27 protein-coding genes are annotated in these 26,200 nt (G+C 59.1%); 10 read left to right on the top strand and 17 right to left on the bottom strand.

Annotated features, from left to right (window positions below; genetic code table 11):
- Positions 1 to 28 precede the first annotated feature (28 nt).
- Both AAIS01_RS18010 and cysZ read right to left on the bottom strand, forming a co-directional pair.
- A complete protein-coding gene (locus AAIS01_RS18010; protein ID WP_343470041.1) occupies positions 29 to 1,228 on the bottom strand; it encodes a glycosyltransferase family 4 protein in 1,200 nt (399 codons plus the stop codon).
- 39 nt (positions 1,229 to 1,267) lie between these two features.
- Positions 1,268 to 2,023, bottom strand: coding sequence for a sulfate transporter CysZ (gene cysZ, locus AAIS01_RS18015; RefSeq protein WP_343470043.1), 756 nt, complete (start codon positions 2,021 to 2,023; stop codon positions 1,268 to 1,270).
- Between the two features lie 302 nt (positions 2,024 to 2,325).
- Here cysZ and trxB point away from each other — a divergent pair, with 302 nt between their 5' ends.
- A complete protein-coding gene (gene trxB / locus AAIS01_RS18020; protein WP_343470044.1) occupies positions 2,326 to 3,288 on the top strand; it encodes a thioredoxin-disulfide reductase in 963 nt (320 codons plus the stop codon).
- Between the two features lie 182 nt (positions 3,289 to 3,470).
- On the opposite strand, the gene AAIS01_RS18025 is transcribed toward trxB, so the two are convergent.
- The 7 genes from AAIS01_RS18025 to AAIS01_RS18055 all read right to left on the bottom strand — a co-directional run bounded on the left by AAIS01_RS18025 (position 3,471) and on the right by AAIS01_RS18055 (position 8,172).
- On the bottom strand, positions 3,471 to 4,721 hold the full coding sequence (locus tag AAIS01_RS18025; protein ID WP_343470046.1) for a 2-aminoadipate transaminase: 1,251 nt from the start codon (positions 4,719 to 4,721) through the stop codon (positions 3,471 to 3,473).
- Positions 4,722 to 5,018: 297 nt separating this feature from the next.
- Positions 5,019 to 5,357: a HopJ type III effector protein gene (locus tag AAIS01_RS18030; protein WP_343470047.1), complete on the bottom strand. Its 339-nt coding sequence runs from the start codon at positions 5,355 to 5,357 to the stop codon at positions 5,019 to 5,021.
- Positions 5,350 to 5,646, bottom strand: a complete 297-nt coding sequence (locus tag AAIS01_RS18035; protein ID WP_063324421.1) for a DUF1244 domain-containing protein — start codon at positions 5,644 to 5,646, stop codon at positions 5,350 to 5,352. Before AAIS01_RS18035 ends, AAIS01_RS18030 begins: the two co-directional genes overlap by 8 nt.
- Before the next feature lie 99 nt (positions 5,647 to 5,745).
- Positions 5,746 to 6,126 (bottom strand): dihydroneopterin triphosphate 2'-epimerase, encoded by a 381-nt coding sequence (gene folX / locus AAIS01_RS18040; RefSeq protein WP_092394011.1) that lies wholly within the window; start codon positions 6,124 to 6,126, stop codon positions 5,746 to 5,748.
- On the bottom strand, positions 6,127 to 6,684 hold the full coding sequence (gene folE / locus AAIS01_RS18045) for a GTP cyclohydrolase I FolE (protein ID WP_343470048.1): 558 nt from the start codon (positions 6,682 to 6,684) through the stop codon (positions 6,127 to 6,129).
- A 20-nt stretch (positions 6,685 to 6,704) separates the two neighbouring features.
- Positions 6,705 to 7,415 carry a dihydromonapterin reductase gene (folM, locus tag AAIS01_RS18050; RefSeq protein WP_343470049.1) on the bottom strand — a complete coding sequence of 237 codons (711 nt, stop codon included), beginning with the start codon at positions 7,413 to 7,415 and terminating at the stop codon, positions 6,705 to 6,707.
- A 187-nt stretch (positions 7,416 to 7,602) separates the two neighbouring features.
- Positions 7,603 to 8,172, bottom strand: a complete 570-nt coding sequence (locus AAIS01_RS18055; RefSeq protein WP_343470050.1) for an antibiotic biosynthesis monooxygenase — start codon at positions 8,170 to 8,172, stop codon at positions 7,603 to 7,605.
- A gap of 219 nt (positions 8,173 to 8,391) precedes the next feature.
- Between AAIS01_RS18055 and AAIS01_RS18060 the strand changes: the two genes are divergently transcribed.
- Positions 8,392 to 9,351 (top strand): MerR family transcriptional regulator, encoded by a 960-nt coding sequence (locus tag AAIS01_RS18060; protein ID WP_343470051.1) that lies wholly within the window; start codon positions 8,392 to 8,394, stop codon positions 9,349 to 9,351.
- A 21-nt stretch (positions 9,352 to 9,372) separates the two neighbouring features.
- Here the strand turns inward: AAIS01_RS18060 and AAIS01_RS18065 are convergent, their stop codons facing one another.
- Positions 9,373 to 9,978 carry a hypothetical protein gene (locus tag AAIS01_RS18065; RefSeq protein WP_343470052.1) on the bottom strand — a complete coding sequence of 202 codons (606 nt, stop codon included), beginning with the start codon at positions 9,976 to 9,978 and terminating at the stop codon, positions 9,373 to 9,375.
- A 54-nt stretch (positions 9,979 to 10,032) separates the two neighbouring features.
- Positions 10,033 to 10,509 carry a PAS domain-containing protein gene (locus tag AAIS01_RS18070; protein ID WP_343470053.1) on the bottom strand — a complete coding sequence of 159 codons (477 nt, stop codon included), beginning with the start codon at positions 10,507 to 10,509 and terminating at the stop codon, positions 10,033 to 10,035.
- Positions 10,510 to 10,666: 157 nt separating this feature from the next.
- Here AAIS01_RS18070 and AAIS01_RS18075 point away from each other — a divergent pair, with 157 nt between their 5' ends.
- From AAIS01_RS18075 to AAIS01_RS18090, 4 genes are all read left to right on the top strand, one after another.
- Positions 10,667 to 11,122 (top strand): flavodoxin, encoded by a 456-nt coding sequence (locus AAIS01_RS18075; RefSeq protein WP_343470054.1) that lies wholly within the window; start codon positions 10,667 to 10,669, stop codon positions 11,120 to 11,122.
- 159 nt (positions 11,123 to 11,281) lie between these two features.
- A complete protein-coding gene (locus tag AAIS01_RS18080; protein WP_343470056.1) occupies positions 11,282 to 12,064 on the top strand; it encodes a class II aldolase/adducin family protein in 783 nt (260 codons plus the stop codon).
- On the top strand, positions 12,064 to 12,966 hold the full coding sequence (locus AAIS01_RS18085; RefSeq protein WP_343470057.1) for an alpha/beta fold hydrolase: 903 nt from the start codon (positions 12,064 to 12,066) through the stop codon (positions 12,964 to 12,966). Before AAIS01_RS18080 ends, AAIS01_RS18085 begins: the two co-directional genes overlap by 1 nt.
- Positions 12,967 to 13,157: 191 nt before the next feature.
- Entirely contained in the window at positions 13,158 to 14,069 is a 912-nt protein-coding gene (locus AAIS01_RS18090; RefSeq protein WP_343470058.1) for an SDR family oxidoreductase, read from the top strand.
- Positions 14,070 to 14,112: 43 nt separating this feature from the next.
- On the opposite strand, the gene AAIS01_RS18095 is transcribed toward AAIS01_RS18090, so the two are convergent.
- The 5 genes from AAIS01_RS18095 to AAIS01_RS18115 form a co-directional block, all read right to left on the bottom strand.
- Positions 14,113 to 14,880 carry an N-acetylmuramoyl-L-alanine amidase gene (locus AAIS01_RS18095; protein ID WP_343470059.1) on the bottom strand — a complete coding sequence of 256 codons (768 nt, stop codon included), beginning with the start codon at positions 14,878 to 14,880 and terminating at the stop codon, positions 14,113 to 14,115.
- Between the two features lie 226 nt (positions 14,881 to 15,106).
- Positions 15,107 to 15,364: a hypothetical protein gene (locus AAIS01_RS18100; RefSeq protein WP_343470060.1), complete on the bottom strand. Its 258-nt coding sequence runs from the start codon at positions 15,362 to 15,364 to the stop codon at positions 15,107 to 15,109.
- A gap of 254 nt (positions 15,365 to 15,618) precedes the next feature.
- Entirely contained in the window at positions 15,619 to 15,876 is a 258-nt protein-coding gene (locus tag AAIS01_RS18105; RefSeq protein ID WP_343470061.1) for an immunity protein, read from the bottom strand.
- Entirely contained in the window at positions 15,876 to 17,741 is a 1,866-nt protein-coding gene (locus AAIS01_RS18110; RefSeq protein WP_343470062.1) for an S-type pyocin domain-containing protein, read from the bottom strand. The genes AAIS01_RS18105 and AAIS01_RS18110 overlap by 1 nt, the downstream gene beginning before the upstream one ends.
- A 47-nt stretch (positions 17,742 to 17,788) precedes the next feature.
- Positions 17,789 to 18,328 (bottom strand): hypothetical protein, encoded by a 540-nt coding sequence (locus AAIS01_RS18115; RefSeq protein WP_343470063.1) that lies wholly within the window; start codon positions 18,326 to 18,328, stop codon positions 17,789 to 17,791.
- Between the two features lie 48 nt (positions 18,329 to 18,376).
- Here AAIS01_RS18115 and AAIS01_RS18120 point away from each other — a divergent pair, with 48 nt between their 5' ends.
- From AAIS01_RS18120 to AAIS01_RS18135, 4 genes are all read left to right on the top strand, one after another.
- Positions 18,377 to 20,170, top strand: a complete 1,794-nt coding sequence (locus AAIS01_RS18120; protein WP_343470064.1) for a DUF1302 domain-containing protein — start codon at positions 18,377 to 18,379, stop codon at positions 20,168 to 20,170.
- 22 nt (positions 20,171 to 20,192) lie between these two features.
- Positions 20,193 to 21,560, top strand: a complete 1,368-nt coding sequence (locus tag AAIS01_RS18125) for a DUF1329 domain-containing protein (RefSeq protein WP_343470066.1) — start codon at positions 20,193 to 20,195, stop codon at positions 21,558 to 21,560.
- 309 nt (positions 21,561 to 21,869) lie between these two features.
- Positions 21,870 to 24,419: a helix-turn-helix transcriptional regulator gene (locus AAIS01_RS18130; protein ID WP_343470068.1), complete on the top strand. Its 2,550-nt coding sequence runs from the start codon at positions 21,870 to 21,872 to the stop codon at positions 24,417 to 24,419.
- A 198-nt stretch (positions 24,420 to 24,617) separates the two neighbouring features.
- Positions 24,618 to 25,319 carry a hypothetical protein gene (locus tag AAIS01_RS18135; RefSeq protein ID WP_343470069.1) on the top strand — a complete coding sequence of 234 codons (702 nt, stop codon included), beginning with the start codon at positions 24,618 to 24,620 and terminating at the stop codon, positions 25,317 to 25,319.
- On the opposite strand, the gene AAIS01_RS18140 is transcribed toward AAIS01_RS18135, so the two are convergent.
- Positions 25,284 to 26,105 carry an IclR family transcriptional regulator gene (locus tag AAIS01_RS18140; RefSeq protein WP_343470071.1) on the bottom strand — a complete coding sequence of 274 codons (822 nt, stop codon included), beginning with the start codon at positions 26,103 to 26,105 and terminating at the stop codon, positions 25,284 to 25,286. The two genes, AAIS01_RS18135 and AAIS01_RS18140, sit on opposite strands and share 36 nt — an antisense overlap.
- Positions 26,106 to 26,200: the final 95 nt, after the last annotated feature.

Here is a 26,200-nt window from a genome sequence, read left to right on the forward strand (position 1 = left end):
TGGGAGCAAGGCTTGCCCGCGATGCTTTTCAGCGCGGCGACACCACCTGGGGCAACGATGACTCGATCTGACAAACCCCACGCAATTGCGTCTCGAACTGCTCGATCACCGATGGCCAGCCCTGGCGACTGGCATGCTGGCGCGCATTGAGCCGCACGCAACGCAAGGTTTCACGCTCCTCCAGTAGCCATCGGGCCGCTTCGCAGAACGCTTCTTCGTCCCCTGGCATGGCCAGCACGCCGTTGTGACCATGGCGGATGTGTTGCGCCGCAGCGGCCTGATCATAGGCCACCACACCCAACCCGGACGCCAGCGCCTCCAACACGACATTGCCGAAGGTCTCGGTCAGGCTCGGAAAGACGAATACATCCCCGGACGCATAGTGGCAGGCCAGCGCTTCGCCACGTTGTGAACCACAGAAGATCGCGTCAGGCAGTTCCTGCTCCAGGGTGAGTCGCTGCGGGCCATCACCGACCACCACCAGTTTCATCCGCCGCTCCGGGAAAGCGCTGCACAGCGTGTCGAAACTGCGCTTGAGCAACCCCAGGTTTTTCTCCGGTGCCAAGCGCCCGACATGGATCACGGCGATGTCATCATCGCCCAAGCCCCAGGCTTCACGCAGGGCTGTCGAGCGCTTCATTGGCTGGAACAACTGGCTGTCCACACCGCGAGACAACAGCGCCACGCGCTCGAAATGCCGGCGTTCCAGTTCCATCCGCTGACTCAGGCTCGGCACCAGGGTCAGGCTGGAGCGGTTGTGGAACCAGCGCAGGTAATGGGTGAGGGCGCGACTCAGCAACCCGAGGCCATACTGTTGGGTGTATTGCTGGAAATTGGTGTGGAAGCCACTGACCACCGAGATGCCCAGGCGCCGCGCCGCCCGCAATGCCGATAAACCCAGCGGTCCTTCCGTGGCGATATACAGCACGTCCGGGCGATGACGTTTCCAACGCCGCAGCAGCTTGTGCATCGAAGCCTGGCCCCACTGCAAACCCGGATACCCCGGTAACGGCCAGCCGCGGCACAGCAACAACTGCTCGTCACTGGCCTGGCGTTGGTCGTCAACCTGACGGGGCCGTATCAATTCCACCTGATGCCCGCGGGCGCGCAAACCGTCGCACAGGCGGCCCAGGGTATTGGCCACGCCATTGATTTCCGGCGGGAAGGTTTCGGTGATGAGGGTGATATGCAGATGTGTGGTCATGACCCCAGTGTCGGCCGGGGTCATTTCGCCATTGTGACGCTCGGATGATGGATTTGTGACCGGTCAGCCCTGGCGGGCCAAAGCGGTCTCGGCGCCTTGCTCGCGCACCCAGAACAAGGTCGCCCCGGCCACCGCCGCTGGCATCATCAGGATGTTGACCACCGGGATCAGCAGCACCAGGTAAACGCTGCCACCAAAGCCCAGGCTCTGCCAGCGTTTTTCCCGCAGCCAGGCGAGCATTTCGTTCCAGCCCAGCTTGTGGTTGTCCGCCGGGTAGTCGATGTACTGGATCGCCATCATCCACACCCCGAACAGCAGCCACAACGGCGCGGCCACGATGTTGATCACCGGAATGAAGGACAGCACCAGCAGGCCCAGGGCGCGGGGCAGGAAGTAGCCGAGCTTGCGTGCCTCCCGGGCCAAGGTGCGCGGGATCATGGCGACCAGTTCAGCCCAACTGAAGGCCGGGAAATCGTCGGTGCCACGGATCACCACTTCGACTTTCTCCGCGAGAAACCCGTTGAACGGCGCGGCGATGACATTGGCGAGCATGGTGAAGGTGAAAAACACCATCAGCACCACCAGCACCACGAACAGCGGCCACAGAACATAGTTGAGGAAGCTCAGCCAATCCGGTAACGATGGCATCAGCGTGTCGACCCACAGACTGAATTGATGGCCGGCCAGGTAAATCAATCCGACGAACAGCACCAGATTGATCGCCAACGGCAACAGCACAAACAATCGCAGACCCGGGCTTAATACCAGATTGAGGCCTTCTCGCAAATATTGCGGGCCGGACAGGACGGGGGCGGGCATAGGAGGCTCCGAGCGAAGATGAACGCGCCGACCATACCGGCTTTGCCGGGCTCGGGAAAGCATCGACATGGCGTGTAACAACGTTTGCCGAGTTTATTGAACTGACCGGTCTGGATAGAGCTCACCTATGAGCTGGATTGTTAAACCGTATTTCCTTAATCTTCGCTCCCTCGATACGCTGCACCCATTCTTTTTCAGGACTGTCGAACCCAAGCCTTCCCCAAGTGCGTCAACAGTCCCTTTTTATTCGCGCCGCTCACCCGGCGTTCCGGCCCGCAAGGTCCGGTCAACAGGAGCAGGTCATGTCTGAAGTGCGTCATTCGCGAGTGATTATTCTCGGTTCCGGCCCTGCCGGTTACAGCGCTGCGGTTTATGCCGCCCGTGCCAACCTCAAGCCATTGCTGATTACCGGCATGCAGGCCGGCGGTCAATTGACCACCACCACCGAAGTCGACAACTGGCCGGGCGACGTCCATGGTCTGACCGGCCCGGTGTTGATGGAGCGCATGAAAGAGCACGCCGAGCGCTTCGAGACCGAGATCGTTTTCGACCACATCAATGCTGTGGACTTCGCCGCCAAGCCGTACACCCTGACCGGCGACAGTGGGACCTACACCTGCGATGCCCTGATCATTGCAACCGGCGCCAGCGCGCGTTACCTGGGCCTGCCATCGGAAGAAGCCTTCATGGGCAAAGGCGTTTCCGCCTGCGCCACCTGCGACGGTTTCTTCTATCGCAACAAGCCCGTGGCCGTGGTCGGTGGCGGTAACACCGCCGTCGAGGAAGCCTTGTACCTGGCCAACATTGCCAGCACCGTCACCCTGATCCACCGTCGCGAAACCTTCCGCGCCGAGAAGATCCTGATCGACAAGCTCAATGCCCGCGTGGCCGAAGGCAAGATCATCCTCAAGCTCAACGCCACCTTGGACGAAGTGCTGGGCGATAACATGGGCGTGACCGGTGCCCGTCTGAAGAACAACGACGGCAGCTTTGACGAAATCAAAGTCGACGGCGTATTCATCGCCATCGGCCACACCCCGAACACTTCGTTGTTCGACGGCCAGCTGGAACTCAAGGACGGTTACCTGGTGGTCAAGGGCGGCCGCGACGGCAACGCCACCGCCACCAGCGTGGAAGGTATCTTCGCGGCCGGCGACGTGGCAGACCACGTCTACCGTCAGGCGATTACCTCGGCGGGTGCCGGTTGCATGGCAGCCCTGGACACCGAGCGTTACCTGGACGGTCTGCAGAACGCTTCGTTCTGATTCAACAGGCACAAAAAAACCGGCTTCGGCCGGTTTTTTTGTACTTAGGCTCCACGCAAACCCTGTGGGAGCGGGCTTGCTCGCGAAGGCGGCGCGTCAGTCAACACTGTGCTGGCTGACCCACCGCATTCGCGAGCAAGCCCGCTCCCACAGGGTTTTGTGTGGTCAGGAGAATCTGTATTTCAAGGCAGCTTCGCCAGGCAAGCTTCCAGAATATCCAGCCCTTCTTCCAACACCGTCGCCTCAGTCGTCAGTGGCGCCAGCAGTCGAATGATGTGCCGTGATTTACCGCTGGGCATCAGCAACAAGCCAGACTCCCGCGCCAGGGCCAGCAATTGGGTCAGTTGCGCCGATGCCGGGCTGCCGTCGGCATGGGCCAATTCGATGCCGCGCATCGCGCCAACGCCGGTCAGGCGGCCCAGGTAAGGTGACAGCCCGCGGCTGCGCCATGACTCATAGCGGCTGACAATTGCCTCTTCCTGTTGTGTGCCCCAAGCCTGCAGGTTCGCATCGGTCATTGCCTCCAGGGTGGCCAAGGCGGCGGCGCAGGCGATGGGGTTGCCGGAATAAGTGCCGCCCAAGCCACCTTTGGGCAGATTGTCCAGCAGCGCCTTGCGCCCCACCACGGCTCCCAGGGGGACGCCGCCGGCAATGCTTTTACCCAGCAGGATCAGGTCTGGCTCGATGCCCAGTCGCGAGAACGCAAAGCGCTGGCCGGTGCGGCCGAAGCCGGACTGGATTTCATCGATGATCAGCACGATACCCTTCTCGTCGCAGAACCGCCGCAGGGCCTGGGCAAAGGCAATATCCATCGTCAGGAAACCGGCTTCGCCCTGCACCGGTTCGACGATGAAACACGCCACGTCATTCACGTCGATCTCGACGCTGAACAACCGCTCCATGGCCTTCAGCGCCTCTTCGCAGGTGACGCCGTTGTCCTTGCTGGGGTAGGGCAGGTGATAGACCGGTCCGGGCAGTACGCCGACTTTCTGCTTGTAGGGAGCCACCTTGCCGTTGAGGTTGAGGGTGGCCAGGGTTCTGCCGTGGAAACCGCCATCAAAGGCGATGACGGCCGTGCGCCCCGTGGCGCCGCGCACGATCTTCAAGGCGTTTTCCGCGGCTTCGGCGCCGCTGTTGGTGAGCATGCCGCTGACCGGGTAATCCACTGGGACAAACGCCGTCAGACGCTCCATCAGGTCGATATAGGGCGCGTGTGGGACAGCGTTGAAGGCGTAGTGCGTCAGCCGGGTTGCCTGTTCGCGGATAGCTTCGACGACACGGGGATGGCAGTGCCCGAGGTTCAACACGCCGATGCCGCCCACGAAATCGATGTAGCGTTTGCCGTCGGTGTCCCAGACCTCGGCATTTTTGCCGTGGCTGAGGCTGACGGGGTGCACGATGGAAATCGATTGGCTGATGGTTTCACTGCTCATGGATGACGGCTCGGAAGAAGGAAAGATTTCCCTTTATCTAAGCCGCGAGCATAGGCGCCCGGCAAACGAAATAAAGTTGCCGGGTCAATCTTAAAAGTCGGGATGTGGGAATGTGTTGGTCAGCCAGGAGGAGCGCGGCCCTTGTGGTGAGGGGATTTATCCCCGCTGGGCTGCGCAGCAGCCCTAAGACCTGCTGCCTCGGTGTGTCAGACTGATGGGGTAACTGCTTTGGGGCTGCTACGCAGCCCAGCGGGGATAAATCCCCTCGCCACAAAAGCGGATCCCAGGCAAGGTCGGTCAGCGCCGCCGCAACGGCTGTGTCTCGAACTTCACACCCGTCAAGCCATGGGCCATCAGCGCCCGGATATTGCCGTGGTCGCTGCCCTCAGGCGTGGCCAGTACTGAGCGGTAATGTTCGCCGAACGCCAGCAGCGCTTCTTCATCGCTCAAGCCTTCGAGCAGGGCCAGGCCCAGGGTCTTGCAAGAGCCTTCGTTCTGCCCGGCGGCGTTGTCGACGTCACCGTTTTTGAAAGCCTGAGGCTGATAGTCGTAGCCATTGGCGATAAAGGCCAGGGTGTCGGCAAAAATGTGTTCGCCGCTCTTGAGGCTGGCGCGCAGGGTGTTCAGGTCAGGCATCGGGTTTTCCTTTGGCGAACGCCGCTTGCTGTTCGGCGCTGGCTTCTTTCTGGTATTGGGCTTTCCACTCGGCATAGGGCATGCCGTAAACCACTTCGCGGGCGTCATCGAGGCTGACCTCGATCTGGCGTTCATCGGCAGCAGCCTTGTACCACTTGGACAGGCAGTTGCGGCAGAAGCCGGCGAGGTTCATCAGGTCGATGTTCTGCACATCCTTGCGGCTGTCCAGGTGGGCAACCAGCCGACGGAAAGCGGCGGCTTCAAGTTCGAGGCGTTGTTGGTCGTTCATGGTGGTCTCTGCGAGGCAGCTTCGAGGGGCAAGCTTCAAGCTGCAAGAGTGGGTTTGCGGTGGTCAGGCTTGAAGCTTACAGCTTGAGGCTTGTAGCTGCTACGAAGCGGCCCGGCTTGCTGCTAAAGTAATCGACACCGATTCGGCAAATCGCAAGGCGTGGGGCTTGTCGACTTCGACTTCGGCATACAGCACCGATTCGTTGGCCATGACCAGGTCAAGCAGTTCCTGGGTCAGACGTTCGAGCAGGGCGAAACGGTTACCTTCCACGTGGGCGATGATCGCCTTGGTGATGGTGCGGTAGTTCAGGGCGTGGTCGATGTCGTTGTCGCGCACCGCATCCTGGGCCGCGTAGAGGATGGTCAGGTTGATCAGCACATCCTGTTTGTTGAGGATTTCGTCCTCGTTGATGCCAATGAACGTGCGCAAGCGCAAGTCCTTGACCTTGATGCGCGCCATGGCGGGTTGAAGTTGTGGCATTTACTTGCTCCGTCGAATCAATTGCAGGAACTCCTGGCGGGTGGTGCTGGATTCGCGAAAGACGCCGAGCATCACCGAGGTGTTCATGGTCGAGTTCTGTTTTTCGACACCGCGCATCATCATGCACATGTGCTGGGCCTCAATCACCACTGCAACGCCGGCGGCCTGGGTGACCTGCTGCACCGCGTCGGCAATTTGCCGGGTGAGGTTTTCCTGGATTTGCAGGCGCCGGGCGAACATGTCCACCAGCCGGGCGATCTTTGACAGCCCCAGGACCTTGCCCGTAGGAATATAAGCCACATGAGCCTTGCCGATGAAGGGCAGCAGGTGATGTTCGCACAGGGAATAGAGTTCGATGTCGGCGACGATCACCATTTCATCGCTGTCGGAGGCAAACAGCGCGCCGTTGACGATTTGTTCGATGCTTTGTTCATAGCCGTGACAAAGGTACTGCATGGCCTTGGCTGCGCGCACCGGAGTATCCAGCAGGCCTTCGCGTTCCGGGTCTTCGCCCAGGCCGATGAGGATCTCGCGATAGTGCTGGGGCGATAACGCCATGGTGCATCCTCGAAGCAAGGCTATTTGACGTGCCGGCCGCCGTTGACGGTCAGGGTCGTGCCGGTGACGTAGGGGTTGTCCAGCAGATAACGCAGGCTCTGATAGATCACTTCGCTGCCGGGCTCGATGCCCAGTGCCGACTTGGCCAAGGCCTTGGCCCGGTAGGCCGCGTCGTCTTCGGGATTGAACAGTAGCAGGGCCGGGGCAATTGCGTTGACCTTGATGTGCGGCGCGTACTTTGCTGCGAACGACAGGGTCAGGCTTTCGAGCCCGGCCTTGGTGGCGCAATAGGCGATATGCCGGCTGCTGCCCTTGCGCGTGACGTCATCGCTGATGTGCACGATATCCGCCGGCGTTGAGCGTTGCAGCAGCTCGGCACACTGCAGATTGATCAGGTAGGGCCCGAGCATGTGCACGGCGAACATGGCATTGAATGCGGCCGCTTCGTTGCCGGGCGTCTCGGCCAGCCATGCCGAGGCGTTGTGGACAATGGCGCGCAATCGGTCCGTGTGCTGCTTGAGCTGCTCAATGAAGGCCAAAATCCCGGTTTCATTGGAAAAGTCAGCGAACAGCATGGTCGCCCCCAGATCCCGCAACGCCTGCACGCCCGGGCGCTCGGTGCGGTAGGTGGCGATCACTGGATGACCGTCTTCGAGCAGTCGACGGGCGCAGTGCAAACCGACGCGCTGGGCTGCGCCGGTGATCAGGATCGGAGCGGTGGCGCTGGGCATAGGAAGGCTCGGTTCACGGCAATCGCAAAACTATAACAGCCAAGCAGGGCAGCGACGACTCTGTGGGAGCGGGCTTGCTCGCGAAAACGGTGTGTCAGTCAAACCGATGTCGACTGACAGGCCACCTTCGCGAGCACGGGAATCATTGCTGATGCCGAACGCTGCGATCGGCGAAGACTACGCAGCGTCACTGATTCTGTGTAGACGGCTTGGCCGGCAGTGCTTGCTGCGCTGCACCGTTCAACCAACCCGCCAGCAGGTGAGTCGACATCGGGATAAACAGATAGACCATCAGCGGCGTCAGAATGAGCGTGCTGATCAACACGCGGCTTATCGTCCCCAGCTCACTGAGCAACGGTCCCAGCAGGAAGTTGAACAGCAGCGACACTGGAAAGAATGCGAGCCAGATGGCCACGGCCTGTTTCCAGCGCGGTGGACGTTGACCACTGGCGCCGAACCAACCATCGATCCCCCGCACCCTGTGTTCCGAAGGATGGGCAAACAGATCGCTGCCTCGTCCCAGCCAGGCCGTGCGCGAGGCTGAGTGCTCCCAGGCATGCAGGGTCTGCTCGTCGGCAAAACGGAAAATAATCTGGAATTCATCGTCCTGGGGCGGTGGCGCGAGTACGCCGGAACCCAGGTAGCCGGGAAAGTCGGTGGCCAATTGTTCGCCTTCGCGCAACCAGGCGATCAGATCCTGATAGCGCCCATTGGCGACACGACGGGCAACCATCAAGGTGACGGGTGAGGTAGACATTATGTATCTCCGTAAAACAGGTGCGTTACTCCGGGTAGGAGATTCGCGGGAACGCCCCAGGGTGGTGGGGCGCGTCCGTTCGCCAAAAAGCACGCAAGGTTTATTCCTTCTTGAGTGAAAAGCAACAAAATCGCGCATCAGCTGTGTTTGTTCTTGTCATCCTATGACTCAGAGGGAGTACACTGGGATCCAATTTGCCAGCCGGAACTGTCTGCCAAAATGAGCGTAATCACAGAGGATAACTTCGTTTTCCAGGCCGCCACTGCCTTGAAGCAGGAGGAATTGTTCCCCATCCGCGAAGTCGCGCGGTTGACCGGCGTGAACCCTGTGACCTTGCGCGCATGGGAGCGTCGCTACGGTCTGATCCAGCCCACACGCACCGAAAGCGGGCATCGCTTGTACTCCTTGGGCGATATCGAAAAGGTGCGCAGCATCCTCGCCTGGATCGAACGCGGGGTCGCCGTGAGCAAAGTGGGAAAGATTCTGACCAAGACCGAATCGGTGCGACCGGTTTCCGCGCTTATTTCCTCGGATCTGGTGAGAGCCGATTATGCCCAGTGGCAACAACAGGTGGCTGGCGCGGTTGGCAACTTTGACGATATAGAGCTGGACCGTCTCTATGGGCAGATATTTTCCACCTACGCCGTGCCGATTGTATTTCAGGACATTCTGATGCCGGTCTGGCGACAGTTGCAGCAACGCCAACACGAGTTCGGACAAACCAGCGAGTGGGTGTTTTTCGATGGGTTCTTGCGCTCACGCATCATTCAGCGACTCTTGCTCAAGCGCGAAGCCCACTCACGGCGGGTGTTGGTTGTGGGCCTTGTCGGTCAATGTCGAGAGCTGGAGTTGCTGGTCACGGCGCTGTTCGTCTCCAGGGCGGAAGTCGGCGTCAGGGTGTTGACCATTGGCCTGCCATTCGACGAACTGGCCCTGGTGTGCCAGAAGATCCAGCCGTTGGCGTTGGTGCTGGTTTCCAATCATGCACCGCTTGCCGAGTTACCCAAGCGCCTGAACAAGTTGGCGATGGGCCTGGACTGCCCGCTGATGCTGGCCGGCGACGCGTCCGATCTGCTCCAGGACAGCCTGGCGGGGTCGTCGATCGGTTGCCTGGGCAGTGAAGGGACGTTGATGTACCAGAGGTTGCGACAGCTCTTGGCGGGTAATCTGGATACCTGATGAGCGGCTGGTGAGGTCGCGCTAGATATGCATGGCCGGATGGGTCAGGCGGTGTTGCTGAAGGATGTATTGGCGCAGGCGTTCGGTCTCATCCTCGTCAGTCTGGCCCAGATGGTAGGCGTACAGACCCTGATCGTTTTCCCGTTCCAGAGTGCCGCGCAGGGAAATCCTTTCATAACCTGACGGGCTGAACCACAAGGCAAATTGCTTGGGTGGCTTGGTGCGACTGCGGTTTTCCAACAGGATACCTTTGCAGGACACCTCATGGACCCAGAACGGACCCGGCTGGCCTCTGGCATTCTCCAGTGCCACCGGTTCATCAAGTGTCAGGCGCCATGGACGAATCTTCGGTCCGTCTTCGTAGATGCTGGGCACGCCCAAGCGCAGGTGCATCGCGTGGAATTCGTCTTCCACCAGATGCAACGGAAACGTCATTTGCTGGTTTTCGAAGTTGGCGTGCAACGTGACCTGCTCGTTAGCTGCCAGGCGCGTCAGCAAATCACGGATCTGCGACCCGCCGTTTACCAGCAAGCTCGACGTTACATCCCGCTCGTTCAACTGCGGGTTGTGCTGCATGGTCCGGATGAAATCCAATTCATCCTGCGTCAGTAGGGCGTCGCGCTGCATGGTGTGCTCGAAAGGAATATGTACATTTTCACTGGTGATTGTAGTGACTGACCGCTAATTCGCCGTTTTGTTTGCGCCGTTCGTCGCTTCGAGTCGGGCGATGGTGGCTCTCGCTTCAGCCAGTTCCTTTTCCAAATGGCTGACGCGCTGCTGAGCCTTGACCTGCGCCGTCACGTCTTTTTGCACACCGATGAAATAAGTGCGTCCGTCAGCCTCGTTTTTTACGGTGGACAATGACAACTCATTCCAGAAAAGTGTGCCGTCCTTGCGATAATTGCGAAGCTCTCCCCGGTAGGAACCATTGTGCTTCAGGGCCGCGCGGATCTGGTCCAGGGCCGGCTGGTCGCGATCCCCCGCCTGCAGGAAACGGCAGTCCTGATAAAGGATTTCGTCGCTGCTGTAGCCGGTCAGCCGTTCGAAAGCCGGGTTTACGTAGATCAGGATATTGTCTTCGTCGCCTTCTTTTTCAGCGATGACGATGCCGTCGTTCGAAGCGTTGATGACCAGTTGCATCAGTTGAGCGTTAATCATGGGGCGACATCCCTTGAACATCCCTGTGTGCGCTGCATTTTAGAAGAACCTGGCGCGATGTCCACTGGCCATTATTGGTTGTTGAGAGTCAATCGCAACCTTGCGTCTGAGCCTGTTACTATCGCGGCTCTTTTTATTCAGGTTCAGGATCAGATTGATGAAAGTCGCCATCCTTTCGGGTTCCGTCTACGGGACCGCCGAAGAAGTCGCCCGGCACGCCGCCAAACTGCTCGGTGACGCGGGTTTCGAAACCTTGCACAACCCGCGCGCAAGCCTGGCGGACATTCAGGCATTTGGCCCGACGGCCTTGCTGGCGGTGACTTCCACGACGGGCATGGGAGAGTTGCCGGACAACTTGATGCCATTATATTCGACGATGCGCGACCAATTGCCAGCTTCTTTTCGTGACCTTCCTGGCGCCGTGATAGGCCTGGGCGATGCCAGCTACGGCGATACCTTCTGCGGCGGTGGCGAACAGATGCGCGAGTTGTTCGCCGAGCTGGGCGTGCGTGAGGTACTGCCCATGTTGCGGCTGGATGCCAGCGAAAGCGTCACCCCGGAAACCGATGCCGAACCCTGGCTGGAGGCGTTGATCGACGCGCTGCGTGGTTGATGCGATGGTGGGTACGGGCCACCGCGTCGATGACTCGCTCGGCCAGTAAGCTGGCTGCCAATGCAACTACCGACCCCGCTGGAGCTGACTAGACTTGGTTAGCTTGTTCATGACTGTTTCGGAACAAGTACCTATAACTAGAAAGCAGAGGTCAGAGCCGTGAGCGTAGCGCCCGTCCCATCGACACTCAGCATCAGAGATCAGGTCAGTGCCGCCGAATGGCAAACCCGCGTCGATCTGGCGGCCTGCTACCGGCTTGTCGCCTTGCATGGCTGGGATGATCTGATCTTCACGCATATCTCCGCCAAGGTCCCTGGTACCGATGATTTTCTGATCAACCCGTTCGGGTTGATGTTCCATGAGGTCACCGCCTCGAGCCTGGTCAAGGTCGATCAGGCCGGCAACAAGCTGATGGACAGCCCCTACGAGATCAATCCCGCCGGCTATACCATCCACAGTGCGGTGCATGAGGTGCGGCACGATGTGGTTTGTGTGCTGCATACCCACACCGCAGCCGGCGTCGCCGTGTCTGCACAGAAGCAGGGTGTGTTGCCCATCAGCCAGCAATCGTTGTTTGTATTGTCGAGTCTGGCGTATCACGCCTATGAAGGCGTGGCCCTCAATCACGAAGAGAAGGCCCGCCTGCAGGCGGATCTGGGCGACAACAATTTCCTGATGCTGCACAACCACGGTCTGCTGACCTGCGGCGACACCATTGCCGACACCTTCCTGATGATGTTTACCTTCCAGCGAGCCTGCGACATTCAGGTCCTGGCCCAAAATGGCGGGGCTGAACTGATCCCCATCGAGCCGCAGATACTGGCCGGCGCCCGAGCGATGATTGCCGGGGTGACCAAAAGCGCCCAAGGCATGGGAGGCGCGCTGGCGTGGCCGGCGTTGCTGCGCAAACTCGATCAACAAGATTCGGGTTATAGAAGCTGATGCCTCTGGTCCAGATTCCCCTGCGTATCTGGCGCCAGCGCGGCCAGACAATGATGTTCCGTGGCCACGCTATCCGGTATTGGGTGGCGGGGCACGGCGAGCCGCTGCTACTTATCCATGGTTTCCCCACCGCCAGTTGGGATTGGCATTATCTGTGGCAACCATTGGCGCAGCGATATCGGGTGATCGCCTGCGACATGCTCGGTTTTGGCGACTCGGCCAAGCCGACGGATCATGTCTACAGCCTGTTGGAGCAGGCTGACCTGCAGCAGGCCTTGCTGGCACATTTGAATGTGAAGCAAGCCGTACACGTACTGGCCCATGATTATGGTGACAGCGTGGCCCAGGAACTGCTTGCCCGGCACTACGAAGCGCGCATCGAACTCGCCAGTTGTGTCTTTCTCAACGGCGGCCTGTTCCCCGAAACCCATCGCCCGGTGCTGATGCAAAAACTGTTGCTCAGCCCCTTGGGCTGGCTATTGGGCCGGGCTTTTTCCCGAGAAGGCCTGGTCAAGAGCTTTCGCCAGATATTCGGCCCCAGCACCGGCCCGACCGAAAGCGAGCTGGACGATTACTGGAGCCTGGTCCAAACCCATCACGGACCGCGGATCATGCACAAACTCATCGCCTATATCCCCGAGCGGCGGGTGCAGCGTGACCGCTGGGTGCAAGCCATGCAGCGCGGCGAGGTGGCGATGCGGGTGATCGACGGGGCGGTCGATCCTATTTCCGGTGAGCACATGGTGGCGCGCTACGAGGCGCTGATCCCCAACCCTGACACCGTGCTGCTGCCCGATATCGGCCATTACCCACACACCGAAGCCCCTGTGCAGGTACTCAAGCATTACCTGGCGTTTCGCGAAAACAGGGCCACGCCGCTCAGGCAGGTGGTCTGCTCATAGGCCCTGAAGGTTGGAGCACTGTCGCGAGCAGGTTCGCCTCCTGATGAGGGCCGCGGTTTCCACAGCAGAGCCGCCTCTCATCATCCCCTCACCTTATTGCCCACCATTCACTCCCAACCCTGTTGATTGTGAGCGGTCGCCCTGTGCCCGACACTCGGGGCATTGTCCTATTGCCTGCTGGAGTTCTGCCCATGAATGAATCTGTACGCTTCGAAGATCAAGTCGTGATCGTCACGGGTGCCGGTGGTGGTCTGGGGCGAGCCCATGCCCTGTTGTTCGCCAGGCAAGGGGCCAAAGTGCTGGTCAACGACCTCGGCGGCTCTGCCCAGGGAGAAGGGGCCAACGCCTCGGCGGCGGATCGGGTGGTCGCTGAAATTCGCCAGGCCGGCGGGATTGCCGAGGCGAACCACGACTCCGTCACCGATGGTGACAAGCTTGTTCAAAATGCGCTCGACGTGTTTGGCCGGGTCGATGTCGTGGTCAACAACGCCGGGATCCTGCGGGACAAGACCTTCCACAAAATGGAGGACGCCGACTGGGACCTGGTCTACCGCGTGCATGTCGAGGGTGCCTACAAAGTCACCCGCGCCGCTTGGCCACACCTGCGTGAGCAGAATTACGGACGGGTGATTTTTACCGCCTCCACGTCCGGCATCTACGGCAACTTTGGCCAATCCAACTACGGCATGGCCAAGCTCGGCCTTTATGGCCTGACGCGCACCCTGGCCATCGAAGGTCGCAAGAACAATATTCTGGTCAATGCCATCGCCCCCACCGGCGGTACCCGCATGACCGAAGGCCTGATCCCGCCACAGGTGTTTGAACAGCTCAAGCCGGAACTCGTCAGCCCATTGGTGGTGTACCTGGCCAGCGAGGCCTGCCAGGAAACCTCCGGGCTGTTCGAAGTGGGCGGCGGCTGGATGGGCAAGGTGCGTTGGGAGCGCAGCCTGGGGGCCGGCTTCGATCCAAGCAAAGGTTTCTCGCCCGAAGACGTCGCGGCCCACTGGCAGCAGATCTGTGATTTCGAGGGCGCGGTACACCCCAATGACAATCTTGAAGCGTTGAAGGAAATGATGGCGAATTTGCAGCGCTACACCGTTTGACCTTGCGGCCTCGACCCGTTGCCGTCACACGCGGCAACGGTGGTCAGGGGACGTATTTCTTCACCAGCGCCGCCAGATTTGCGGCCGTCTCGATGTCCATCACACCGTCGTATTTCGCTGGACGAAAGTGCAACTGAAAGGCTCGCACCAAACGCTGAAAACCCACACTTGTGGCGGCTGCCGACGTGTCATACCCATATTTGCGGAACAACCCGAGCAGTTGCTCGCGTGTCGGCAGGCCGTTGCATTGGTAGGCGCGGGTGTAAGCCTTCTGCGTGGGTTCATCGAACCAGGCGCCGATGCCCTTCAGATACAGCGCGTGCCAGGGGAACATCGGGCCGGGATCGCTTTTTCTGCCAGCCGCAATATCCGAATGTCCCACCACATTGACCGGGCTGATGTCCGGATAGCGCTTGAGGATGTTCAACGCCAGGTATTCGATCGCCTCGACTTGCTCCGGCGGATAAGGCGGGAAGGTCAATTGCCCTTGGTTATCGGTGGCCAGGTTGACGATTTCAACACCGATCGAGGTGTCGTTCAGATTCGTGCGACCAGCCCAACTGCTGACTCCCGCGTGCCAGGCACGTTGGTTCTCGTCCACCAGGTTGAAAACCTGCGGTTCCTGGAAACCGGTTTTCAAGTAACTCGGGTCGTTGAAGTCCGGGATGAGGTAGTGGGCGCTGACAGAGGGGCCGGTCAGTGCGTTGATGGAGGATGAAAAGTTCGCGGCGGTGTAATGAAACACTAGAAAACGAATTCTGTCGTTGAAGCCTTTCACCGAGCGATAGCGGTTGTAGTTGATAAGTGTCATGAAAACTCACTGAAGTTTAAAGTCGAAGCGGAATGCGGTGACTGACTTTCAGCCTAACAGTGAATTTTTAATGGGGGCGTAGCGGGTTTCTTGGTTTGTTGTAGGAACAGGTCTTAGAAGGTTTAGGAGTCTACTGCTGGTAAGAATAAGGCACAAAAATAATCTTGTAGTATTTAAAAAGTGCCGCTGAAACTTCGGCGGCCAAGCTGCTTGGGTACGATATGGATCAGGTGTATCTCTTCGCTAACATGAATTTAGGCGCTTTCCAGTTTGGACCTTTGATACATAGCCCTTTTTCACCGCTTGCCAGCACGCCTGCGTCGAAAAGTTTGATGTAGGTTTTTTCAAGTTCTCCATGCTGGATAAGCTCACGATTGTGGCGTCTGATCAGTATGTCTAAATGTGGGTGCGCTCTCAGTAACGCAAATACCGTGACGAGCTCTTCCAATGGCTCGTTCTTGACTATTTGCTCAACAGTGTTCATTGCGACATCTCCTTCAGAAGCTGCTGGTAATCTCTTTCGTCCTGTAGGTTTGCTTTTGCTAAGGCATCCGACGTATAAAAAACTCGCGATCTGGGATCTGATAATCTTCGAGCGTTGCGGTATGGCTATTAATTCATTCGGGTGTAGGAATTGGCTATGAATCGAGAAGATGTTTGGTGCGTTAGTGAACTATCAGGGGGACGGTTAAGTAGAAGCCGCGGCAAGGCAGCGGCTAGCAAAGTCGGTTTGCGAGGTCAGGTATATTTTTTTTCGAGCACGAATGTTGGGGGTTTCCAGTTTGGACCTTTGATGGCAACTGGGCCTTCACCGTTTGCCAATACGCCTTCCTCAAAAAGTCTTGCGTAGGTCCTTAGTAACTCTCCATTTGCGACTGCCTCAAATCTATAGCGACCGATCATTCGGTCGAGCGATGGGTAAGCCAAGCTGATACCGAAAGCAGAAACAATATCTGTGATCGACTCGTTTTTTACAATTTGCTCGATGCTACTCATTAATATTCTCCTTTCAAAAGGCGCTTGTATATCTGATGCATTTGTTTTTTTCCTGCCTCAAGCGCTTCCGGGGAATACAGCAATGATTCGCTGCTGCTCAGTTTATAGTCTTCCAATGTAGCAGTATGGGCGTTGTTCCATTCGGGGGAACCGTTGCTCGGAATGAAATTGTCAGCGAGCCCTTGAGCTCTAAACCTTTCCAGTTCTCGTGTCTCGTGGGTGTAAAAGCGTTTGTCAACATCAGTTGTTATCAACGCTCCTTTCATAATTCTCTCAAGCCGCTCAATCATGACATCATTCGCATCTGACTGATCCAGCCGCGCGATATGCAGCTTCACGGCGTCTATCCCTTCCTGAGTAATCGTCGCTGTCCGCCAATCCAGCTCAAGAATCGGTCCACCTGCCTGCTCCGGATTAAATTCGCGTCCACTGTGTTCACCCTTGGTAGTCGCTCCCTCATAAGGACTGTTGAAGACGGTATAGATCGGTGGAAGACCCGATTCAACGGGGAACACTGTGACAAACCCACCAAAACTGTAGAGATCAAACTCCGGGTGCGTATCGATTCGCCCGTCTACCGCCACCGGGGTAGGGCCGTTGTAGGCGGTCACGTGTGGCATGGCCGCCGGCAGTGATGTGGACGTGCTACCCGGTTTCACTATGGGCGTCCAGATCATGCTGGAGGACGCGGCGTCGGGGCTGTAGGACCTGTAGAAATTACCGACGGGATCAGGCGTGGCGAATAGCACCGGTGCTTTGGAGTGCGCCGAGGTACTGTTGCCGCCTGTCACGACAAATTCCGTTCTGTTACCCGCAGTCCTGGAGCCGATGACGACCGGTAGGTTGACCTCACCCTGCGCAGCCGCGATGGCGTACAGATCGTCGGAATTACTCGGTGCAAGTTCGGACAGCGGGACGCTCAAGGCATAGAGATCACCGTTGCCCAGTTCCGATGGATAAAGCAGGGCCGCAAATCCTGCCAGAGCCGGTGCTGCTACCGCGATGGTCGATTCGATGGCCATCGCGATCGCGGTTCGTAATGCAGCCTGGATTGCCGAGGTTGTTGCCGGATTTGTGATCAGGCTACTGCCAGCGAGGGTGAACACTGGACCGGCTGCGACTGCGGCGCCCAGTACGGGGAATGCTCCGCCAGCCAGGGCGTGGCGCAACGCTTGTTCCTGAGCTACGCGTTGGGTCTCCGTCTCGGCTGCCTTGCGTGCCTTCTCAACAGCCACACGTTTGGCTTCGGCTTGGGCTTTTGCCTGAGCGGCAGCTGCTTTCGCCTTGACGTTGGCAATGGCTTTGTTGTGCGTGGCTAAGCGAGCGTCCAATAGTTTTATCTGCTCAGCAAGAAACTTCGCTTGGAAAGCTGCGGCGTAAGAAATATTCCATTTGGCTATTGCGTTGTAATAGCGTCTTTGCCCTCCGCGACGACCAAGAAGCTCAAAACCCTTATAGGACGGATCGCGAGTTTTGTGGGTGAGTGGATCATGCCCATAATAAAGATTGGCCGTTTCTGTTTGTTTTTGAAAATCTGTTCTTGCTTTAAAAAGCTGTAGTTTCAGTGTTCGTAAATCAACTTCGAGAGCATCGGTTTCACGGGGGACCACCGCACGAACGGCTGCTCGTGTTTTTGCGAGTTCAGAATCGGTTATGTGCTTGATGTTTTTTATATTATCTTTGAATAATGCTTCGGTGGAGTCATTGCTTTCAATCAGCCAGTCAATGGCATAATCAACTGCGTCGTATGCACGATCGGAGTGGTCGGGGCCTGACACGCCCCTTGCACTGAATCCGTATCCAGGAGACGACGAAGGAGTACGAGGTATACCTCTATTCACAAGGATGTTTTTTTCTTGTTGCATATCGATTTCCTTTTCGATAAGTGCATTTCAAATGTCCCTGTCGGCATTCACTGTTTGCCGCCGTTCATGTTCATTTGTCTCATCGCCATCAAGACGTGAAGAAGACTATAAGTTTGATTGCATAAACTGGGCAGGTGAGAGATTCCGACCATGTTGTAGGAAACGAGAAGTTTCACGCAGGAAATAAACCCACATAAAAAAGGCCGCTGCAAAAAGCGGCGGCCTGAAAATGACGTTGCAAAGGAGCAAAAAACCAACGTCAGTGAACACGGGGGGTGATGGACCGATGCGCCAATCCATCCGAATGACGGTGCGCCGGTCGCGAGGGATGCGATGGCGGCTTGTACCTGCAGGCCCGTTGTCCTGAAAGCCCGGCCAGCATAGGGATTGGGCATCAGGGGAAACAGCCCGGATCCGGACATGCACCGTTGCAGGGCATGCAACAGTTGAAAAGATCCGATGAGTATGCGCGGCGCTGATAACCCATCATCCAGTGCGTCCATGCGCGGCGCAAAGCCGCGTATGTCATGGGCTGTAATCCTTTCGGGGTACAGCGCGAATACCTCCTTGGTGCGCTTATCGCCCATGTCGTGCGGCAGTAGGGTGAAGGCTCTGTCACTCACCGGGGAAGACGCATGACAACAATAACAATGCGCGCCATCTTCAAGCCGCAGGCGCTGGCCGTCGCGGTGGCCTTGGGCTGCTCTGCCCAGGCCCAGGCCGTTTCATTCAACATTGGCGAGATCGAGGGGCAGTTCGACTCCTCGTTGTCCGTGGGCGCGAGCTGGGGCATGCGCGATGCCGACAGGGACTTGGTCGGCAGCGTCAACGGCGGTACCGGGCAGTCCTCCACCGGTGACGATGGGCGGCTGAACTTCAGGAAGGGCGAGACCTTTTCCAAGATATTCAAAGGCCTGCACGATCTCGAGCTCAAGTATGGTGATACGGGCGTGTTCGTGCGCGGCAAGTACTGGTATGACTTCGAACTCAAGGACGAAAGCCGCCCGTTCAAGGACATCAGCGACAGCAACCGCAAGGAAGGCTCCCAGTCGTCAGGGGCGCAGTTGCTCGATGCGTTTGTCTATCACAATTACTCCATCGCCGATTTGCCGGGTACGGTGCGTGCGGGCAAGCAGGTGGTCAGTTGGGGTGAAAGTACCTTCATCGGTAACTCCATCAACAGCATCAACCCGGTGGACGTCTCCGCGTTTCGCCGTCCGGGTGCCGAGATCAAGGAAGGCCTGATCCCGGTGAACATGTTGTTCGCCTCCCAGGGCTTGACCGACAAACTCACCATCGAAGGTTTCTACCAGTTGGAGTGGGACCAGACCGTGGTGGATAACTGCGGCACGTTCTTCGGCAACGACGTGGTGGCCGATGGCTGCACCAGCGGCTACACCGTGGGCAGTCCGGCGATTGCGCCGTTCGTGCCCTTGACCCAGGCATTTGGCCAGGACATCCAGGTATCCAGCGAAGGGGTGATCATTCCCCGTGGTGGCGACCGCGACGCCCGCGACTCCGGCCAGTGGGGCACGGCACTGCGCTGGCTGGGCGATGACACCGAGTACGGCCTGTACTTCATGAACTACCACAGCCGCACGCCGACCGTGGGCACCACCACCGCCGGCCTCTCTACGTTGTCGGCACTGCCGGGAATGGTCGCGATTGCAGAAGGGCTTGCTCCTGGCAGCGGTGCGGGGCTGGCGCAAAGCGTGATGCTGGGCCGCGGTGGGTACTACCTTGAATACCCGGAAGACATCCGCCTGTACGGCGCCAGTTTCTCCACGACGTTGCCCACCGGCACCGCCTGGACCGGGGAAATCAGCTACCGTCCCAACGCGCCGGTGCAGATCAATACCAACGACCTGACCCTGGCCCTTGTCAATCCGATTGCCGGTGGCGCGGCATCGCCCATCGCGACCTCGCCCGGTGCTGATAACACCGGTTACCGGCGCAAGGAAATAACCCAGATCCAGAGCACCCTGACGCACTTCGTCGATCAGGTCATGGGTGCCGATCGCCTGACCCTGGTGGGCGAGGCGGCGGTGGTGCATGTCGGCGGGCTGGAGTCCAAGGACACGCTGCGTTATGGCCGTGACTCGGTTTACGGCCAGTACGGGTTCGGCGGTGACACCGACGGTTTCGTCACCTCGACGTCCTGGGGCTATCGTGCCCGGGCGATTCTTGACTACTCCAACGTCGTGGCCGGTATCAACTTCAAACCCAACGTCTCCTGGTCCCATGACGTGGCCGGCTACGGCCCCAACGGCTTGTTCAACGAGGGCGCCAAGGCCATCAGCCTGGGTGTCGATGCCGACTACCGCAACACCTATACCGCCAGCCTGAGTTACACCGACTTTTTCGGCGGCGACTACAACGTCCTCGAAGACCGCGACTTCCTCGCGTTGAGCTTTGGCGTGAACTTCTGATCCGGCTGACAAGGAAAAACCAATGCGCAAGATGATTCTGCAATGCGGTGCCCTGGCCCTGAGCCTGCTGGCCGCGAACGTGATGGCGGCGGTTTCGCCAGATGAAGCGAACAAATTGGGCACCAGCCTCACACCGCTGGGCGCGGAAAAGGCAGGCAACGCTGATGGCTCGATTCCGGCCTGGACCGGTGGCATCGCCAAAGACGCCGGGGCGGTGGACAGTAAAGGCTTTTTGGCCGACCCCTTTGCCGGTGAAAAACCGCTGTTCACCATCACCGCCCAGACCGTGGACAAGTACAAGGACAAGCTTTCCGAAGGTCAGATCGCGATGTTCAAGCGTTATCCGCAAACCTATAAAATTCCGGTCTATCCGACCCATCGCAGCGTCTCACTACCGCCCGAGATCTACGAGTCGGCCAAGCGCAGCGCCCTCAACGTCACCACCATCAATGACGGCAACGGCCTGGCCAATTTCACCGGCAACCGTTATTACGCGTTCCCGATTCCCAAGAGCGGCGTAGAAGTGCTGTGGAACCACATCACCCGTTATCACGGCGGCAACGTGCGGCGCATCATCACCCAGGCCACCCCGCAAACCAACGGCAGCTTCACGCCGATCCGCTTCGAAGAAGAGATCGCCGTGCCGTTCCTGATCAAAGACGCCGATCCGGAAAAAGCCAGCAACGTGCTGACCTATTTCAAACAGTCGGTCACCGCGCCGGCGCGTTTGGCCGGTAACGTGCTGCTGGTGCATGAAACCCTTGACCAGGTGAAGGAGCCGCGCCTGGCCTGGATCTACAATGCCGGCCAGCGCCGTGTGCGTCGTGCCCCGCAAGTGGCCTACGACGGCCCGGGTACCGCCGCCGACGGGTTGCGTACCTCCGATAACTTCGACTTGTTCTCCGGTGCGCCGGACCGCTACGACTGGAAGTTGGTGGGGAAGAAGGAAATGTACATTCCCTACAACAGCTACAAACTCGACTCCCCCAGCCTCAAGTACGACGACGTGATCAAGGCTGGCCACATCAATCAGGATCTGACCCGCTATGAACTGCATCGGGTTTGGGAAGTGGTGGGTACGGTCAAGCCAAACGAACGTCACATCTACGCCAAGCGCCACATGTACTTCGACGAGGATAGCTGGCAGGCGGCGCTGGTGGATCACTACGACGGTCGCGGTCAACTGTGGCGGGTGGCCGAAGGTCATGCCCAGTTCTACTACGCCAACCAGAATCCGGGCTACACCCTTGAGGCGCTCTACGACATCATCGCTGGCCGCTACATTGCACTGGGGATGAAGAACGAAGAGAAGCGCAGCTACGAGTACGGCTTCGAAGCCCGGGCCGCCGACTACACGCCGGCGGCGCTGCGCTCGTCCGGGGTTCGCTAACCCTTCGGACGAGACACCGCAACCCACTGAGGTATAGGAGCCATGTAGAAGCTGTGTAGGAGCTGTCGAGTGCAACGAGGCTGCGATCTTTCCCTTGGCGCTTGAATCCCAAGCGAAAGACCAAAAGATCGCAGGCTCCGCCAGCTCCTACGGCCAGCGGGACCGAGTCTGATTTGAACCGGCATGACGACCGGCAGCCCCTCTGCCGGTCGTTTTTTTATGGGCGCCAATCAGCGTGCTGAATACTTCTCCAAAGGTCGGCGACACAGGACTAGGGTGGAGAGATAACAATAAACAGGATCTTCTCCCATGACCGCCATGACCCCGTGTCCGGACCGTCCAGGATTGCTGCCCCGCCTGTCCTCGACGCATGTACCACGGCGGTCCCTGAGCGAGCCGCTGCTGACGTCCGAAGCGCGGGTAAAGCTGCTCTGCGCACCGGCGGGCAGCGGCAAGAGTGCGTTGTTCGCCGAGTGCTTCCTGCAAGCCCCCACCGATTGTCGGCTGCATTGGTTGCCACTGGGGGGCGCGGCGTTGAGCGCGGTGCAAATGTGCGAGCGCCTGGCACAGACCCTCGGGCTGCCGGTGCTGGATGAGGCGGGGCTGCTGGCCCACCTGGCCCGTTTGCAAACGCCCACTTGGGTATTCCTTGACGACTATTGCCGGGTGCCGAATCCCGAGCTGGACCAGTTGCTCGACCGTCTGTTGAACACCAGCAGTCCGGCGTTGCACCTGTGGCTCAATGGCCGGCGGCGTCCTCACTGCAACTGGCCGCGGCTGTTGCTCGATGACGAGCTGTACGAGTTTGACCCGCAGGCGTTGTTCTTCAGCCCTGACGATATCCAGCCACTGCTTCGTCATCTGCCTGCTCCACAGGCTGCCCGCACGGCCCGCGAGGTGATTCAGCGTAATGGTGGCTGGTGCGCCGGGGTGCGTATCAGCCTGCTTGAGCGCTGCGAATGGGCGCGCAGTCATGCATCGCCAGGACGCCCGGGAACCTTGCTCGACTACCTGGAGTACGAACTGTTCAGCACGCTGACCCCGGACCTGGCCCAGGCCTGGCGTGTGCTGGCGCATCTGCCGCGGTTCAATGCCCGGCTGTGCGAGCACCTGTTTGGCGACACGGTGGGCGCGCAATGCCTGCCGTTGTTGCTGGACCTGGGTTGTTTCATCGAGCCGTGGGAGCAGACCTCGGATTGGTTGCAGATTTTCCCGGCCCTGGCCCGTTTGGTACGTGAAGAACCTTGGCCCCAGGGCCGTTCCTGGCATCGACGGGCCTGCCAGTGGTTTGCTGCTGAGCAGGACTGGCAAATGGCGTTCGAACAAGCCATGTTGGCCGAGGAGTTCGAGACCGCCGTCAGTTTCTTGCAGCATTTGAGTTTCGAGCACGTTTTGCAGCGCCATAACGTAGTGCTGTTGCTGGGCTTGCACGACCGGCAAGGCGAGGCGCTGACCCTCGGTACGCCGCAATCGGTGGGGTTGGTCACCGCCGCACTCTTGTTCGCCGGACGCTTCGATCAGGCGTCGATCTGCATCGAGCAACTGGCCAGATTCCTGCCGCAGCCTTCGGCCTGTCGGCAGCGACAGGTGCTGGCAAGGTGGCTGGTCTTGCGCGGCTGGTTGCTGCACCTCTCGGGCGATGGCGAACCGGCGCGCGAGCATTTCCTCGAGGCCCAGGCCAGCCTGGACCCCGAGGCCTGGGCCCAACGGGTGCTATGCCTGGGTGGGCTGACGCAGCAGGCGCTGCTGGCCGGCGAATTGGCCTCGGCGCAATGGATCAACCGCCAGGCGTTATGCCTGGCGCGTGCGCAAGGCTCGCTGGTCTTCGAGGGCTTGCTGGAGCTGGACCATGCCCAAATCCTGGAGCAACGCGGCGCGCCGCATCGGGCCGACCATTTGCTGGCCGCCGTCCAGGCACTGCTGGATAAACCGGGTCAGGACTTTTCTCCGTTGTTGGGACGGATTGCCCTGCGGCGCGGGCGCCTGGCGCTGCGCATGGGGTTTGAGGAGCGGGCTGCCGAGCACTTTCAAACAGGCCTGGAAACGGGCCTGCACAGCCAGGACAAACAGGTGCTCTATGGCTTTCTCGGCAAGGCCTGCCTGGCGGCCAACCAAGGCGACTATGGCGAGGCCTTCATGCATCTGCGCGATGCCGAGCGGATCATGCAGCAGCGGCACATCCCCGACACCGTTTACCGGGGCGTGTTGTTGCAGACCAGCTGCCAGTTCTGGTTGCAACAGGGACGGGCGGAACTGGCCCATGAAGCCCTGACCCGCGTCTTGCGGCATTTTCGTGGACCGCAGGCTAAGCACGCGCCTCCCGCGACCCTGGAGTTGATTGCGCGACTTGAGTACTCGCTGGTGCTGGCCGAGGTCTACTTGCACCGGGCGCAGGCGCCACAAGTGCACCTGCAAGCCATGATCGCCCAGGCCCAGCACGGCGAAATGCACAGTCTGGAAACCGAACTGCACCTGGTGCTGACGGAGGTCGTCTGGTTATCCGGCGATCGTGTCCAGGCCCGGTCATTGCTGCAAGAGGGGCTCAAGCGAGTCACCTGTTGGCGGGCCCAGCAAGCGTTGTGCGAGCTGCGCTTGCGCCAGCCCGAGCTGTTGCGCTGGGGCCAATCGGCAGAACAGGTCGAGTCGGCCGCCACCGCCGAGGAGACGTTGCTCAGTCATCGCGAGCTGGAGGTCCTGGAGCTGATTGCCCAGGGATATTCAAACCAACAGATTGCCGAACAGTTGTTCATCTCGTTGCACACGGTGAAAACCCATGCGCGTCGCATCCACAGCAAGTTGGGTGTACAGCGACGTACCCAGGCAGTGGCAAAAGCCAAGGTCATGGGGGTGATGGGTTAGAGGCAATGATTCGAAACTTCACGCACGCTTACACTTGCTTTTTTACAGTCGGGCGCGGGCCTGTGTATAACGGCCTGGCTGAAGTTCAAGTCTTAAGTTGCCGCTTCAGTTGACCCGATGCCGTGTTGTTGCATCAGGCGTACAACCCGTAACGGCTCGCACAGGAAGTTCGAGCCCATGAAATGACAAGGATGTCTTATGAATACCCCGTTGTTTTCTTCTCACTCCGAAAGACTTCTGGCCCTGAAGAATACGCGCGCAGATTTTGCCGTGCAGGTGCTATTGGCTCATTACCTGGAGCCATTGGACGTCAACCCATTCACTGCCTATGTGAATACGTTGATGGACTTCCCCAAGCTCGAAACAGTAACTTCTAGAACGTTATTCGAGGAAACGCTGGCCTGCGTTGAAAAGCAAAGCCTGCCAACGTATACGCAAGGAATCAGTAATGTGTTCAGCCGGCGTTATTCCTTTGCTGCCGAAGACCGGATAAAAACGCTGGACTTGATAGCCTTTGAAAAAATCGTCATAGACATCGTTGCAAGTTTGACGGAAAAACCTGCAATCGATTTATCCCCGCGTTCCCTCAGGCCATTGACCGCCGAGGATGTGCAGGGTGCCTTGAAAGTTCACGCGCCCAACCTCTATCCGGAGGGCGTGTACGTGACCAGTTTTATTGATGATGGCCTCGGCAGGCGCATGGTGTTGTCTTCCGAGAGGCTGGTTGAGTATCTACTCGGCCACTTCAAGAACGATGTGATTCCCTACCATTCGCAGGGCAGCCACCAAGGTATTTATACCGTCGGTTTCAGCGGGGAAGAGCGCTACCTCCATCCGCAACTGATCACCCCGCATCTCAATGATCTAGTGATCAGGATTGTCCCGGATTTCCTGGGCTGATCCTGGACCCGCCTCATACCCCATCCGCCAACTCACGGCCCGGGTCGCCGCCAACAGTCGTTGCGCCGCCGGGCCGTTTTCGTCGGCGTGGAACAGCGAGGTCGGGCCGACGATGGTCATCACTGCCTTGACCTCGCCGACTGCATTGAAGACCGGGGCGGACAAGGCATCCACGCCGGGCAGCAGCAAACCATGCACATGGTGCAGGCCACGGCTGCGAATCTGCTGACACAGGGCGGCATAGGCCTGGTCGTCGGCCAGGGCATGGGCCGTGGAGGCGCTCACTTCCTGCTCGCGCAGGCCGATCGTCTCGCGCGCTGGTAGATAAGCGCTGAACACCAGTCCCGTGGACGAGCTGAGCAGCGGTAGCACCGAGCCCAGTTGTGTCACCACGGTCACGGCCCGCACGGCGGGCTCGATCCGTACGACGGTGGCGCCATGATTGCCCCACACCGCCAGGAAACAGGTTTCGTTCAAGTCATCGCGCAGTTCGGCCAAGGGCAGGGCCGCCACTTGCAACACGTCCATGCCGTTCAACGCCGCCAGGCCCACGCGCAAGGCTTCGCGCCCGAGGCCGTAGTGGTTGGTGGAGGTGTTCTGTTCAGCGAAACCACTGGCGATCAAGGCCTGCAGGTATCGATGAACCTTGCTCGCCGGCATTTGCACGTGTTCGGCCAGGCGCGAGAGCGATGTGGAGGGCGACAGCTCGGCCAGGGCCTTGAGGATGTCGGTGCCGACTTCGGCCGAGCGGACTTTCTGTTTACCGTTGCTGAGCGGGGTTTCCATGGCGGCGCTGAGTCCAGAGGCGAATGGGCGTCTTTATAGCTTGACGGTCGCTGCCGAGCAAATTACGTTATGCGTAATTGAATTACGATAAAAAT

Origin of the sequence: Pseudomonas halotolerans, from assembly GCF_039581215.1 — a bacterium.
Classification (GTDB): Bacteria; Pseudomonadota; Gammaproteobacteria; order Pseudomonadales; family Pseudomonadaceae; genus Aquipseudomonas; species Aquipseudomonas tehranensis.